General features: G+C 49.8%; 6 protein-coding genes. 5 read left to right on the top strand and 1 reads right to left on the bottom strand.

The window, feature by feature from the left end:
- The first annotated feature begins 103 nt into the window (after positions 1 to 103).
- Positions 104 to 6,682, top strand: a complete 6,579-nt coding sequence (locus ABC765_RS07040; RefSeq protein WP_347980035.1) for a YSIRK-type signal peptide-containing protein — start codon at positions 104 to 106, stop codon at positions 6,680 to 6,682.
- An 88-nt stretch (positions 6,683 to 6,770) separates the two neighbouring features.
- Here the strand turns inward: ABC765_RS07040 and ABC765_RS07035 are convergent, their stop codons facing one another.
- The gene (locus ABC765_RS07035) at positions 6,771 to 7,817 is read right to left on the bottom strand and encodes a 2,3-butanediol dehydrogenase (RefSeq protein WP_347980034.1); all 1,047 of its coding nucleotides are present in this window, start codon (positions 7,815 to 7,817) and stop codon (positions 6,771 to 6,773) included.
- A 586-nt stretch (positions 7,818 to 8,403) separates the two neighbouring features.
- Between ABC765_RS07035 and ABC765_RS07030 the strand changes: the two genes are divergently transcribed.
- The 4 genes from ABC765_RS07030 to cydC are packed head-to-tail and all read left to right on the top strand — an operon-like array spanning position 8,404 to position 14,319.
- Positions 8,404 to 9,831, top strand: a complete 1,428-nt coding sequence (locus ABC765_RS07030; protein ID WP_347980033.1) for a cytochrome ubiquinol oxidase subunit I — start codon at positions 8,404 to 8,406, stop codon at positions 9,829 to 9,831.
- On the top strand, positions 9,832 to 10,845 hold the full coding sequence (gene cydB / locus ABC765_RS07025; protein ID WP_347953451.1) for a cytochrome d ubiquinol oxidase subunit II: 1,014 nt from the start codon (positions 9,832 to 9,834) through the stop codon (positions 10,843 to 10,845).
- Positions 10,845 to 12,560: a thiol reductant ABC exporter subunit CydD gene (gene cydD / locus ABC765_RS07020; protein WP_347980032.1), complete on the top strand. Its 1,716-nt coding sequence runs from the start codon at positions 10,845 to 10,847 to the stop codon at positions 12,558 to 12,560. The genes cydB and cydD overlap by 1 nt, the downstream gene beginning before the upstream one ends.
- A complete protein-coding gene (gene cydC, locus ABC765_RS07015) occupies positions 12,553 to 14,319 on the top strand; it encodes a thiol reductant ABC exporter subunit CydC (RefSeq protein WP_347980031.1) in 1,767 nt (588 codons plus the stop codon). Before cydD ends, cydC begins: the two co-directional genes overlap by 8 nt.
- Positions 14,320 to 14,421 lie beyond the last annotated feature (102 nt).

The raw sequence follows: 14,421 nt of genomic DNA, 5'->3' as shown, positions 1-14,421 counted from the left end.
ATTAGGTAAAATAGAAGTGTACCTATCAGTCTAAAAATAGCTGAAGGGCATGCTTTAGAAATTAATTGGATTTTGAGATTTTTAATTCGTGGGAGGGATCTTAATGCTTTCCAAAAATAATACATATTTAAAAAAGAAAAAAATCGCCAATCAAGCTCAACGCTTTGGTTTGCGAAAATTAAGCATTGGTACGGTTTCAGTGTTATTGGGGACCTTGCTGTTTATGGGGAATAGTCAAGCGTCGGCCGATACCACTACCGATACTACAAGTACTGGTACTGAGTCAAAGACCGCCAGCACGACGACGGATTTAAATGCCAGTCAAGTAGTGTTAAGCAGTACCAATTCTCAAGCAGCTGCCAGTGAAAGTGCTGCGACTGCCAGTCGGGCTACCTCGAGTTCCACGACGGCTGCCAGCCAAGCAGCGACAAATTCAGCAACGGCTGCAAGTGACACAACCACGGCTGCTGCTAAAACAACGACTCTAGCCACGTCGACAGCAGCTCAGAGTAAAACAGCGGTAAAGGCAGCTGCAACCGCGACTCCAACGGCTGATGCTAATGCTTCTATTACAACTGCTGAAGCATCAGCTGCTACGACTGCCAATAGCCAAACAACTAGTAATGATGCGGCATCTGCTGAAGGGAAGATTACTGACGAAGGTAAGACTAAAGGTCTGAGTGATAGTGATGTTACGCCAGGAATGAGCAATGCCAACGGAGCAAGTCTGGTCTTGGACAACTCATCAAAGATTCCTAGCGGCTATAAGGCTGATCCTACTGAAGGCCGCTACACGTTTGGGATTCTTAGCTTAGGACCTGTGACTAGCGAGGGAATGACTAGCTATAATCAGACGTACGGTGTCAATTACTACATCCGGTTGTCAACGGCAGCTAAGGCGACTAACGGTGTGTATGATGACACTGTTTACATTCAATTGGTTGACGCTGATCAACACAAGGTGATTTGGGAAACTGCGGCTAAGCCAGGCGATGTAAACAAAACGATTGATGCTTTGCAGGCGACTAATGGCCAACCATTCCAATACTCATACTCAGAAACGACGGTTAATGGGGTAACCTCGAAGTCGATTTCGTTTAATGCTAGTCCTTACAATACTGGTGCCAATGGTAAAATGTATTCCGCTAAGGTTTATGAGGTTGGCAGCTCTGCAAAGCGAACTGAAGCAACTATTCCAAGCTTTAATTATCCAAGTGCAAGCACGATTGAAACCCGCTATATTGCAAAAGACGCAGCAGGCAACGAAACGGTATTAGCAACATATGAAGAAACTGGTCGACCTGGTTCCACATACACTGCGTCGGGCCTACGCGGTTTTGTTGGCTATGACTTGGTGTCAGTTCCTTCAAAAACCACAGGTAATTTAGAGCGCAGTTATAAAGTTGGCGATCTGCAAGTCTTCACTCCTAGAACTATTTCGAACTATTTACAGATTGTTCGAACGCAATTGGTAACGAATACTGACGGAACAGTCCGTATCAGCTACCGTCTTGCCAAAATCGGTGCAAGTATCAATGATATTAACGATCCTAGTGTCTGGAAAGTCGTCTTTGAGAGCGAGGAACTCAAACCAGGTGAGGTATCAGCTACTGGCAATAGTCAAACTACCTATAATGGTGTGACGAAGGCTCGTGGCGGTTTTGCAATTGATCCAAGCTATAAACTTACGGAAAAAGATCCAGAGTATATTAGCCCAAGTGATCCTTCGTATGATGCTACGTATGCCTTTAAAGGTGGGGAAGCCGTTAAGAAAGCTGGCTTTACCTTTGATCAACTGGACGGTTGGAATGGGAAAGTTGTCAACTATGTTTTAGTTAATCCTAATCCTGCCGGTCAAGCACCGGTTGACTACTACTACGCACCGCAAGGCCAAGTCCGCGTTAACTACATAACCAATGATGGTACCGTAATTCAAGCGCCAGTAACGGCATATGAAAATTCAAGCAATAACACTACATATAATGTCTCTGGTTCAACGTACAAACCGGAGACAATTACGGTTAACGGCAAGACCTACCGCTACGTTAAGAGCGATAAATCTAAGGGAAATGCTGGCACGACTGAAGTCAACGGCTATACGTACAACGTAGCGCCATCCGATGAAACGGGCCGAATCAGCTCCAACACCGTTAATGATGTCTACTTTGTTTATGAACAGGTAACTTATCACACGGAAGCTGAAACCAAGGACGTTACGCGGACGATCGAATACTACGACAGTGTAACGGGTGAGCCAATTCCTTCTAATCTGGAAAGCACGGTTACACAGACCGCAACCTTAAAGCGCAACAAGATCTATGATGATCAGAACAATTTTATCGGCTATGGTACGATTTCAACTGACGGTTCCAGCTACACGATCGATGACAGTTCGAAAGTTGATGCTCAGACTTGGACGCAGCAGGATTCTGCCAACCTTTCCGACTACGGCTACACGGCTCCAGATCGGACTTCGGTAGCAGCGGTAACGGTTGATGGCAACACCACCAACGTAACGGAAAAGGTTTACTATGGTCATCAAACGACGCCAGTTAAGCCAACTGACCCTAAGACTCCGAATGATCCAATCAATCCTAAGGGCGATGTCAACTATCCAGATGGCGTTGCCAAGGATGACTTGACTGACACGGTTACCCGAACGATTAATTATATCGATGCTAAAGGCAACCCGGTTAAAGGTGGGCCAAACGGTGAGGAGACGATCACCCAGACTGTGACGTTTGAACGGACTACGATCGTTGATAAGGTTACTGGCAAGATTCTGGGTTACGACACCAACAACGATGGCAAGGTTGACACTGAAAATGCAGATCGTGCCTGGACACCGCTGAGTGCTGAATTTAGCGAAGTTAAGTCAACTGATCCAAAGTCGCTGGGCTTTGACAACGTTGATAAGTCGATGATATCTACGGTGACGATAGTTCCTGGTCAAGCTGATCTGAAGGAAACGGTTGTCTACAGTAATAACCCAGTCTTTGTATCGGGAAAGATTACGTACATTGACGAGACAACTGGCGTAACGCTGGATGAAGACGCCTTGCCAGAAGGAGAAGTTGGGTCCAAGATCAACTACACGACAGCTGGTAAGATTACGGGCTATGAAAACAAGGGTTATGAACTGGTTTCCAACGACTTTAATGATGGCAGTCAGGTCTACGAAAAGACTGGCAATGATTTTGTGGTTCGCTTGAAGCACAAGACGCAAACGATTACGCCTAACGATCCAAACTCGGTAACGCCAGGTCAGCCAATCAACCCTAACGATCCGAACAGCCCGGTCTACCCAACCGATGCTGACCGCAAAAACTTAGTTAAGGATGCCACCCAAACGATTCACTATGTTGGGGCCGGTGACAAGACGCCAGCTGACAAGCCTCAAACCCAAAAGGATGCCTTTACGCGGACCGTTACGATTGACAAGGTTACGGGTAAAGTCCTTTCAACCAGCGACTGGCAAGGTTCTAATACTTTTGGTACGGAAGATACGCCGGTTGTTGACGGCTACCATGCTGACAAGAAGATTGCCGGTGGATTGACGGCAACCGTTGATAATCCAAACGTGGAAGAAACGGTAACCTACACTCCAAACGGCAAGCTGATTCCAGTAGATGAAAACGGTACGCCAATTCCAGGTGCCGACACGCCAACTTACCCAACGGACCCTAACGATCCAACGAAGGTCGTGCCAAACGAACCAATTCCAGACGTACCAGGCTACACACCGGTTGACCCAAGTCCGGTTACGCCAGCTGATCCTGGTAAGGACACGCCAGTACCATATGTCCAAGTAGTTACTGGTACGATCAAGTACGTTGATGACACGACTGGTAAGATGTTAAGCTCATCTGATCTGCCAAGCGGCACGGTTGGTTCAAAGATCAACTACACCACGGCCGACAAGATCAAGAACTACCAGGATCTGGGCTATGAACTGGTATCCAACGACTTTACTGATGGCAGCCAGGTCTACGAAAAAGTTGGCAATGATTTCGTGGTTCACCTAAAGCACGCCACCAAGACGATTACGCCGGAAGATCCAGCCACGCCAGGCCAGCCGATCAATCCTAAGGGCGACGCGGAATATCCAAATGGTGTTGCTAAGGATGATTTGACTGAAACAGTAAAGCGGACGATTAACTATGTCGATGCTCAGGGCAAGCCGGTCAATGGCTCGCCAGACGGTACCAGCTCCTACGTTCAAACCGTGACGTTCAAGCGGACCGCGGTTATTGACAAGGTTACCGGCAAGCTTTTAGGCTACGACACCAACAATGATGGCCAAGTTGACACCACGGATGCTGAGCGGGCCTGGTTGCCAATTCGTGATGAATTTGCTGAAGTTGCGTCCAAGACACCAGCTGAAGTCGGCTTTACTCATGTTGACCGGCCAACGGTTGCCAGCCATGTTGTTTTGCCAGACGATCAGGATGCGATGGTTACGGTTGTCTACAGCAAGGATTCGTTAGCCGTTGCCGGTACGATTCAATACATTGACGATACGACTGGGACGCTTTTAGATGAAAAGGCTTTGCCAGAAGGAGAAGTTGGGGCCAAGATCAACTACACCACGGCTGATAAGATCAAGAACTACCAGGATCTAGGCTACGAACTGGTTTCCAATAACTTCAGCGATGGAACGCAGACCTACGCCAAGTCCGGCAATGATTTCGTGGTTCATCTAAAGCACGCCACCAAGACGATCACGCCGGAAGATCCAGCTACGCCAGGCCAGCCGATCAATCCTAAGGGCGACGCGGAATATCCAAATGGCGTTGCTAAGGACGATTTGACTGATACCGTTACCCGGACGATTAACTATGTCGACGCGGACGGTAATCCGGTTAAGGGTGGACCAAATGGCGAGACGACGATTAAGCAGACCGTCACCTTTAAGCGCGCGGCAGTCATTGATAAGGTTACGGGCCAGCTGCTGGGCTACGACACCAACAACGATGGCCAAGTCGACACTACGGATGCTGCGCGGGCCTGGTCGCCGATGCATGGTGAATTTGATGAGGTTGAGTCAAAGACGCCGGCTGAAGTAGGCTATCTGCATGTTGATCGGCCAAAAGTCAATACTTATGGCGTGGTTCCTGGTGATCAGGATATCGTTGAAAAAGTCGTCTACAGCAATGATCCAATAGTAGTTGCCGGCACGATTCAATACATTGATGATACGACGGGCGTTCTTTTAGATGAAGACGCCTTGCCAGAAGGAGAAGTTGGCACCAAGATCAACTACACCACGGCCGACAAGATCAAGAACTACGAAAACAAGGGCTATGAACTGGTTTCTAATAACTTTACCGATGGAACGCAGACCTACGCCAAGACCGGCAATGATTTCGTGGTTCGCCTAAAGCACAAGACGCAGACGATCACGCCTAACGATCCTGATTTGGTAACGCCGGGCGAGCCGATCAATCCAAACGATCCAAACAGTCCGGTCTACCCGCCAGCAGCTGCGCGCGAAAATCTGATCAAGGCAGCCACCCAAACGATTCACTACGTTGGGGCCGGTGACCAGACGCCAGCTGACAAGGTTCAGACCAAAGAAGACGCCTTTACGCGGACCGTTACGATTGACAAGGTTACTGGCAAGGTGCTTTCAACCAGTGACTGGCAAGGTTCTAATACTTTTGGTACGGAAGATACGCCGGTTGTTGATGGCTACCATGCTGACAAGAAGACTGCCGGTGGTTTGACGGCAACTGTTGCTGATCCAAACGTGGAAGAAACGGTAACCTACACGCCAAACGCCAAGATCATTCCAGTTGATCCAAACGGCAACCCAATTCCAGGCGCGGACACGCCAACCTACCCAACGGACCCAACTGATCCAACCAAGGTGGTGCCAAACGAGCCAATTCCAGGTGTGCCTGGCTACACGCCGGTTGATCCAAGCCCGGTTACGCCAACGGATCCTGGCAAAGACACGCCGGTACCATACACGCAGAATCAGTACGGTTTGACGGAGCAGTTCGTGGACGAGGATGGCAATGAGCTGTCGCCAAGCGTATCCAAGGGCAGCTCCTACAAGCATGGCGATGCCTTTGACGTCACTGGGGATGCCAAGGTTATCAATGGCTACGTTTTGGTAAAGCAGGAGAATACAAAGGGCACGTTTGGCAATGGCGATGAAACGGCTAAATTTATCTACAAGAAGCTTGGCCGCATCATTCCGGTTGATCCAAACGGCAATCCAATCCCAGGTGCCGACACGCCGATTTACCAAAACGACCCTAACGATCCAAGCAAGGTGGTACCAAATGAGCCAACGCCAACCGTTCCAGGCTATACGCCAAGTACGCCAAGTGTGACGCCAGCTGATCCAACCAAGGACACGCCGGTACCATATACCAAGAATGAGACGCCAACGAATCCAAGTGAGCCAACGACGCCAGCTAACCCGACGACTCCAAGCCAACCGACAGCACCTGGCACGCCAACGAATCCGGCTGCACCATCACCAGCAGTTCCAGGTCAAACGGCGCCAGCCAACCAGCAGGCTGCCTCATCGGCAAGCAAGGGCAAGTCGGCAGCTCTGCCACAGACAGGCAATGACCAAAATGAAACTGCCACGGCTGCAGGCTTAGGTCTGGCCGGGCTGTCATCGCTGCTGGCACTGTTCGGCACGCACAAGAAGCGTCGTGAAGACTAGTTGCTGCACGGCAGTAGAGTTTAATTGAAGGTATGAGACGTAAAAAAGACCGAACGCGGGCAGTCCCGTGGTTCGGTCTTTTGTTGTTTTATTCACCACTCAGCTCAACCAGAATCTTGGCCTGCTTTTTATCGTTGATCAGTGTTTCAAAGCCTTCTGCAACGATGTCATCAAGCGCGATTTCCTTGGTGATGATTGGGGCGACCTCAATCTTGTGCTGCGTAACCAAGTCAACGGTCTGCTTAAACGTCTGGCGCGAGTAGGCGATCGTTGAGGTGACCTTAACGCCGCTGTTGGTTAAAAGCATCGGATTGAATTCAATTGGACGCGCGAAAATTGAAACGACAACCATCGTGCCCCGCGGTTTGGTTGCGTGAATCGCCTGAATAAATGTAGGCTGTACGCCCGCGACTTCAAAGGCAACGTCAACGCCATGTGGTACCAGCTTGCGAATCTCCTTAACGGCATCGACCTGGCCAGAATTGATGACGTCGGTTGCGCCCATTTCAATTGCCTTGTTTAAACGGCTCTCAGACAGATCGCAGACAATAATCTTTCTAGCGCCCGCTGCCTTAGCCGCCGCCGTAACCAGACAGCCGATTGGGCCAGCGCCGAAAATTGCCGTCGTATCGCCGAATTTCAATGAACCTTCCTTGATGGCCTGCACGGCAACGGCGGTTGGTTCAATCGTGGCCGCCAGCTTTAAAGGAAATTCACTTGGCAAATGATAAATGCTGTGTGCAGGGACGTTGACGAAGGTGGTAAAACCGCCATCACAGCTTAATCCAATAAAGGAGTAGCCGTCATAAACGTTGAGATCATCACTCCAGCGTTCACGAGTAACGGTCGGATTGACGGTAACGTGATCACCGATTTTAACATCAGTGACGTTTTCGCCAACTGCCTCAACAATCCCAGAAAATTCATGTCCCATTGTCAGCGGTGCCTGGCCGCCAGTCAGTTCATCGACCTTATCGACTGGAATGAAAACCGGACCTTCGACGTACTCATGTAAATCGCTGCCGCAAATGCCGGCCCAAGCGACTTTTACAACGACTTCATCAGATTTTAAAGGCTTTAATTCAACATCTTCCACACGGATGTCTTTTACGCCATGCCAAACTGCTGCTTTCATAATTATCGACCTTTCTTGAATATTAAATGCATAAAAAGCAACGATGCCTTGCAGGATTTGTGAATATCAACTTTGTGAATATATCTTATCACCAAATATGTGAAAGCGCTATAAAAATGTTTTTGGTTTGTTGCGTATAATTAAAAACGTTATAGTTATTACCTATATATCGGCGATTTAAAAATATTTTTTTGCTTATCAATTGGTCGACTTAGAAAGGGAAAACGCTTAATTTACTTTTTTGACATTGTGAATTAAGATTTTAATTTCACAAACTTTAGGCCGATCAGACATAATTCATAGATTGTATTAATATAAATAAAAATGAACTAAATGTTGGAATTATCCCGAATATTGTTAATTGATTGATAACTTAAAAACGGACAATTTTAAGAGAATCATTGTTTCTTAAATATACTTAAAATCGCTTAAATTGCCGGATAACTGGGAGTTGAGAGACAAAATTAAAATAAAGCGATTTGCATGTTGAAAGCCTTTTATCAAAGCGGTACACTAAGGCTGTAAAAGCGGTATTCCTAATCTATTGATAAGTGATTGGGAAATAAGTTTAAAAGGGGATGTTAGAATGACAATCGTTAATCTAGCTCGTTTCCAATTTGCGATGACGACCGTTTTTCACTTCTTTTTCGTTCCGTTTTCGATCGGGACCGTTTTTGTCGTTGCAATCATGGAATCGATTTATGTTCATACCAAAAATGAACAGTATCAACGAATGGCAAAATTCTGGGGCAAGATCTTCCTGCTCAGTTTTGCCGTTGGCGTGGTCACAGGGCTGATTCAGGAATTCCAGTTTGGGATGAATTGGTCCGACTACTCACGCTTTATGGGTGATATTTTTGGCGCGCCGCTTGCTTTTGAGGCGCTGCTGTCGTTTTTTATCGAGTCAACGTTTATTGGCTTGTGGATGTTTACCTGGGATCGGGTTGGCAAGAAACTGCACTTGTTCTTTATTTGGATGGTCGTGTTCGGAACAATGACCTCCGCGCTTTGGATTCTGACTGCCAACTCTTTCATGCAGCATCCCGTCGGCTATACAATTCGCAATGGCCGGGCCGAAATGGTTGACTTTGGTGCCTTACTGACGAATCCGCAGCTGTTCTTTGAATACGGTCACGTCATTTTGGGGGCGCTGTTAACCGGGGCGACGATCATTACCGGTCTGGCTGCCTTCCAGCTGCTTAAGAAACGGCAGCTGTCAAAGGAAAACACTAAAGTCTATCACAAGACGATGCGGCTGGGCATGACATTGATGCTGGTCTTCTCTGTAGCAACGATGCTGATGGGGGACCTGCAGATGAAGTACCTGATCAAGGAACAGCCAATGAAGTTTGCCGCTACGGAAGCCGTCTACAAGACCACGGGCAAACAGGCGCCTTGGACGGTGGTCGGGATTGCTGATACCAAGACCCATGAAGTCAAGGGCAAGATCGACATTCCCGTGATGCTGAGCGTGCTTTCTTATGGCAAGACGACTGGTTCCGTCAAAGGGATGGAGCAGGTCAACGCTGAGCTTAAGAAGCAGTATGGTACGACGATTGCTGGTCACAAGATGAACTACTATGTACCAGTCAACACGCTGTTCTGGAGCTTCCGGGTGATGGCTGGCTTTGGGGCTTTGATCGCACTGTGCTCGCTGGTTGGCCTGATTCTGACGCATAAAAACAAGATGACGCTCTATCAGCATCGTTGGTGTCTTTGGGTAATGGCGCTCTTGACGTTTGCGCCGTTCTTGATGAATACCAGCGGCTGGCTGATTACGGAACTGGGCCGGGCACCATGGACGGTCTATGGTCTGTTTACGATTGCTCAAAGCGTCTCGCCAAACGTTTCAGTGGCTTCGCTCTTGATTTCCAACATCGTCTACTTCTGTCTGTTCAGCAGTCTGGCAGTGATCCTGATCGGCTTGATCGTACGGGCGCTGCACAACGATCCATTCGATCAGGCTGCGGCATCGGCTAAGATTATGGATCCATTTGCTAAGGGGGCGTTTTAAATGACAATGCTGCAGATATTATGGTTCTTTTTGATCGGTCTGCTGTTTGCGGCCTTCTTCTTTTTGGATGGCTTTGACTATGGCGTTGGCATGGCGGTTAAAACCCTGGCTCATAACGAGGCCGAGCGCACCCAGCTGATTCGTACGATTGGTCCGGTCTGGGATGGCAATGAGGTTTGGCTGATCACGGCGGGCGGGGCGATGTTTGCTTCGTTTCCATACTGGTACGCCACGCTGTTTTCCGGCTACTACCTGATTTTACTGGTGATTTTGGTTGGTTTGATTATCCGGGGCGTTTCGTTTGAGTTTCGGGCGCAGAGTCCCATGGAAAAAAAGCCGCGGTGGGATAACACGCTGGCATTGGGCAGTCTGATCGTACCATTCTTTTTTGGCGTGATGTTTATCTCGATGATCAAAGGGATGCCAATCGACGCGCAGGGAAACATTCAAGCTCACTTTTTCGACTACTTTAACTGGTTTTCGATCGTCGGCGGCGTTGCGCTGACTTTGCTGACCTACCTGCACGGCTTGAACTATATCGCGCTCAAGACAACGGGGGCGATTCAGGCACGGGCCCAAAACTACAGCCAGGCGTTCTACTGGGTTCTGTATCTGGGCGAGGTGATCTTTGCGCTGCTTTTGCTCTTCCAAACCGACTTTATCAAGGTGCATCCATTGTCAACACTGCTGGGGCTGGCTTTAATCGTTGCCTTTTCGGTGCTGGCTCATGCCAATACCTTCAAAAACCGCAATGGCTGGGCGTTCGTTTTCAGTGGTCTGACGCTGGTTTCACTGGTAGCACTGCTGTTTAGCGGCTTGTTCCCACGGTTGATGATTTCTTCGATCAGCAGTCAGTATGATTTGATGATCAAGAGCGCGTCATCTTCCAACTACACGCTGATTGTGATGACGATTGCGACGCTGGTTCTGGTGCCATGCATTTTGGTATATACGGCCTTTGCCTACTGGATCTTCCGCAAGCGGATTGAGATGCCGCGCGTTGAGGTACGTTAATGATTGATCGTGATTTATTTCAATTGCCGGGTTCCGGCGCGATCGTGAAACGGCTTGTCGGAATAAAGATTCTGCAGGCCGTTTTTATTATCGCTCAGGCTGCCTTTTTAGCTGGCACGCTGTTTATGCTCTGGCAGGGAAAAGGACTGTATTGGCTGCTTTTAGTGGGTTTTATTGCCAGCTATACCTTGCGCCAGCTGCTTTTGTGGCTGGAAAAATGGATCCTGGATAGTTTTGCGGAACAGACGGCCGTTGATCTGCGGGCGCGGCTGTTAAGCAAACTCTATGATCAGGGGCCGGCCCTGGTGCAGGAAAATGGGACCGGGAGCACGGTTGCCATGGCGCTTGATGGTATCGACGAGGTCAATCAGTACGTTAAGCTGACGTTTGACAAGACGATCGGCATGATGAGCGTCCCCGTTTTGATCTTGATTGCCGTTGGGATTTTTGATTGGCGCTCAGCCGTGATCTTATTGGTGACCTATCCATTGATCATCCTGTTTATGATCATCCTGGGCAAGGCCGCCAAAGCCAAAGCCGAGCAGCAGTATGGCAGCTTTCAGCACCTGTCGAACAATTTCATCGATTCGCTGCGGGGGATCGACACGCTTAAGTATCTTGGCTTAAGCAAGCGCTACTCTAAAAGCATCTTTACGGCCAGCGAGCATTTTAGAAAACGAACGATGGCCGTACTGAAAGTCGCGATGCTTTCGACGTTTGCCCTGGACTTTTTTACGACGCTTTCCATCGCGGTAGTGGCCGTTTATCTGGGGTTTGATCTTTTAAATGGCCGCATGGCGCTTTTGAACGCGTTGGCCGTCTTGATCCTGGCACCGGAATACTACCTGCCGATGCGTCGGTTTGCTGGTGATTTCCATGCCACGCTCAATGGCCGCAACTCGTTTCATAAAATGCTGACGATCCTTAATCAGCCCGCGCAGCCGCGTATCGAAGCACCACTGCATTCCTGGGGATCAACTGATGAGCTGGCGATTGACTCAATGGCGTTTCAATATCCAAAAGGCACCAGTATTAAGCCATTTTCGCTTCGGATCAAAGGCTGGCAGAAAGTCGGCATCATTGGGATGAGCGGAGCGGGTAAGACGACTTTGATCAACCTTTTGAGCGGTTTTTTGACTCCTAAACAAGGCACGATCAAGATTCAGGATCAAACGGTAACGACGCTTAACTTGCCGGACTGGCAAAATCAGCTGCTTTATCTGCCGCAGTCGCCAACGATCTTTACGGCGACGGTGCGTCAAAACGTTGCCTTCTACACGCCAGACGTTTCTGATGAACAGATCAGGGCCGCGCTGGCAACGGTTGGCATGACGGATTGGCTGGCCAAGCTTCCCGATGGCCTGGCAACGATGATTGGGTCAGGACACCGCGAGCTTTCTGGCGGTCAGGCACAGCGAATTGCATTGGCCAGGGCATTGCTGGACGACAGGCGGCGGGTCATGATGTTTGACGAGCCAACCGCTCATCTGGACATTGAAACCGAACTGGAGCTGAAAGAACGCATGCTGCCGTTAATGGATCAGCGGCTGGTCTTTTTTGCTACGCATCGGCTGCATTGGATGAAGGAGATGGATTGGATCTTGGTAATGGATCATGGCGAGCTGGTTGAACAGGGAACCTATGACGAGCTTTTGGCAAAAAATGGCTATTTCGTCTCATTGATCAATGGAATGCGAGGTGAGCGGCATGTTTAGACAGATCAAGCTTTTTCAGATTTTAAAGCATGATTCGTGGGTCCGCCCGTTTCTGCGGCGCTATCGCAAAAGTCTGATTCTGGCGATCTCGCTGGGAATTCTGACGTTTGTCTGCGCGGCCGGGTTGATGTTTAGTGCCGGCTACCTGATCAGCCGCGCCGCTGAGCAGCCGGTCAACATTCTGCTGGTCTACGTGCCGATCGTCTTGACGCGCGCGTTTGGGATTGGCCGGCCCACGCTGCATTATGCCGAGCGATTGGTCAGCCACAACTGGGTGCTTAAGATGACTTCCAAGCTGCGGCAGCAACTGTATGACGCCTTGGAAACCGACGCGATCTTTTGGCGCCGTCGCTATCAGCTGGGGGATCTGCTGGGATTGCTAGCCGACGATATCGGGCACATTCAGAATCTTTATCTGCGGACGATCTTTCCAATGCTGGTTGCCTGGGGTCTTTACGTGATCCTGATTATTGCGCTGGGCTGGCTTTCACCATTGCTGGGGCTGGCCGTACTGCTGATCTTTGGTTTGATGATCATCGCGATTCCATGGTGGTCAACGGTAGTCAACGGCGCGCGTCAGATGAAAGACAAGCAGCTGCGTGATCGGATGTATGCCGAATTGACGGATGACGTCTTGGGGCTGGCTGACTGGCGCTTGGCGGGACGACGCGAAGACTATCTGAAACGCCACGCGGCAACGGAAAAGCTGGCGATGAACAATCGGCTGGCGGAGCACCGGTTTGCCAGGCGGCGAGATTTCTTAATGGAGATGCTGTTTTTGCTGATGGCCGTCAGTCTGGTTCTTTGGGGCGCCGCGCGTTGGGGACAGTATCATGGCGGCGCAGCGGATTGGATTGCCGCGCTGGTCTTGGCGCTGTTTCCACTGGCTGACGCGCTGTCGCCGCTGCCGGCTGCGGCTCAGGAAACCAATTTGTATGGCGAGTCGCTGCGCCGTTTGAATGAGCTGCCGGCTGCCGATCAGAAATCAGCTGCTGATTCACACCCCCGCGCGCCGTATCAAATTGAGCTGCGTGATCTGCATTTCCGCTACGAGGCCGATGATGCCGAAGTGCTGAAAGGAATCGATTTAACGATCAAGCCTGGTGAAAAGATTGCCGTTCTTGGACGCAGCGGGAGCGGGAAAACGACCTTGCTCTCACTGCTGCGGGGCGATCTTCAGCCAACAGGGGGCACGGTAACCGTGGGCGATTGTTCGAGTTTTGAATTGGGCGACGCGGCCGCTGAGATTTTTGGCGTGATCAACCAGCGTCCGTACCTGTTCAACACCACGATTGCCAATAATCTGCGGCTGGGCAATGAAGAAGCCAGCGATGAGCAGTTAGCAGACGCGCTGCAGCGGGTTGGTCTCTGGGAAATGATTGACCAGCTGCCGCAGAAAATGGAGACGCCGGTTGCTGAAGCCGGGCTGCGTTTTTCTGGCGGTGAGCGGCATCGACTTGCATTGGCGCGGATTCTGCTGCACAACGCGCCGATCGTTTTGCTGGATGAGCCGACAGTTGGGCTGGACCCAATTACGGAGCGTCAGGTAATCGAAACGTTTCAAACGCAGCTGCAGGATCGCACGCTGATCTGGGTGACGCACCACCTGCAGGGAGTCGAACGAATGGACCGTGTGATCTTGATTGGCGATGGTCAGCTTAAACTGCAGGGCACGCCGGCAGAATTGTGGCAGCAAAGCGCGTACTACCGCGGCCTGCTGACTGCCGATCAAGGCGGAACCAGTCAGGCTGGCAAATAAATGCGGTCAATAAAAAAAGCACCGGCAAGCTGCCGATGCGGTTGAACCGATTTTGAAATTGAAAAAGCGCTCGGCGAATTTTTGAGCGCTTGATGCCGTAAG

This window comes from Limosilactobacillus sp. WILCCON 0051 (genome assembly GCF_039955095.1).
Lineage (GTDB): Bacteria > Bacillota > Bacilli > Lactobacillales > Lactobacillaceae > Limosilactobacillus > Limosilactobacillus allomucosae.
Note: the sequence above shows the minus strand (reverse complement) of the source record. Positions and strands in the feature narration are given on the sequence as shown.

What these genes read in the sequence shown, in the direction of transcription:
- ABC765_RS07040 (WP_347980035.1), top strand. Translation starts at nt 104, where the DNA reads ATGCTTTCCAAAAATAATACATATTTAAAAAAGAAAAAAATCGCCAAT.
- ABC765_RS07035 (WP_347980034.1), bottom strand. Translation starts at nt 7,817, where the DNA reads ATGAAAGCAGCAGTTTGGCATGGCGTAAAAGACATCCGTGTGGAAGAT.
- ABC765_RS07030 (WP_347980033.1), top strand. Translation starts at nt 8,404, where the DNA reads ATGACAATCGTTAATCTAGCTCGTTTCCAATTTGCGATGACGACCGTT.
- cydB (WP_347953451.1), top strand. Translation starts at nt 9,832, where the DNA reads ATGACAATGCTGCAGATATTATGGTTCTTTTTGATCGGTCTGCTGTTT.
- cydD (WP_347980032.1), top strand. Translation starts at nt 10,845, where the DNA reads ATGATTGATCGTGATTTATTTCAATTGCCGGGTTCCGGCGCGATCGTG.
- cydC (WP_347980031.1), top strand. Translation starts at nt 12,553, where the DNA reads ATGTTTAGACAGATCAAGCTTTTTCAGATTTTAAAGCATGATTCGTGG.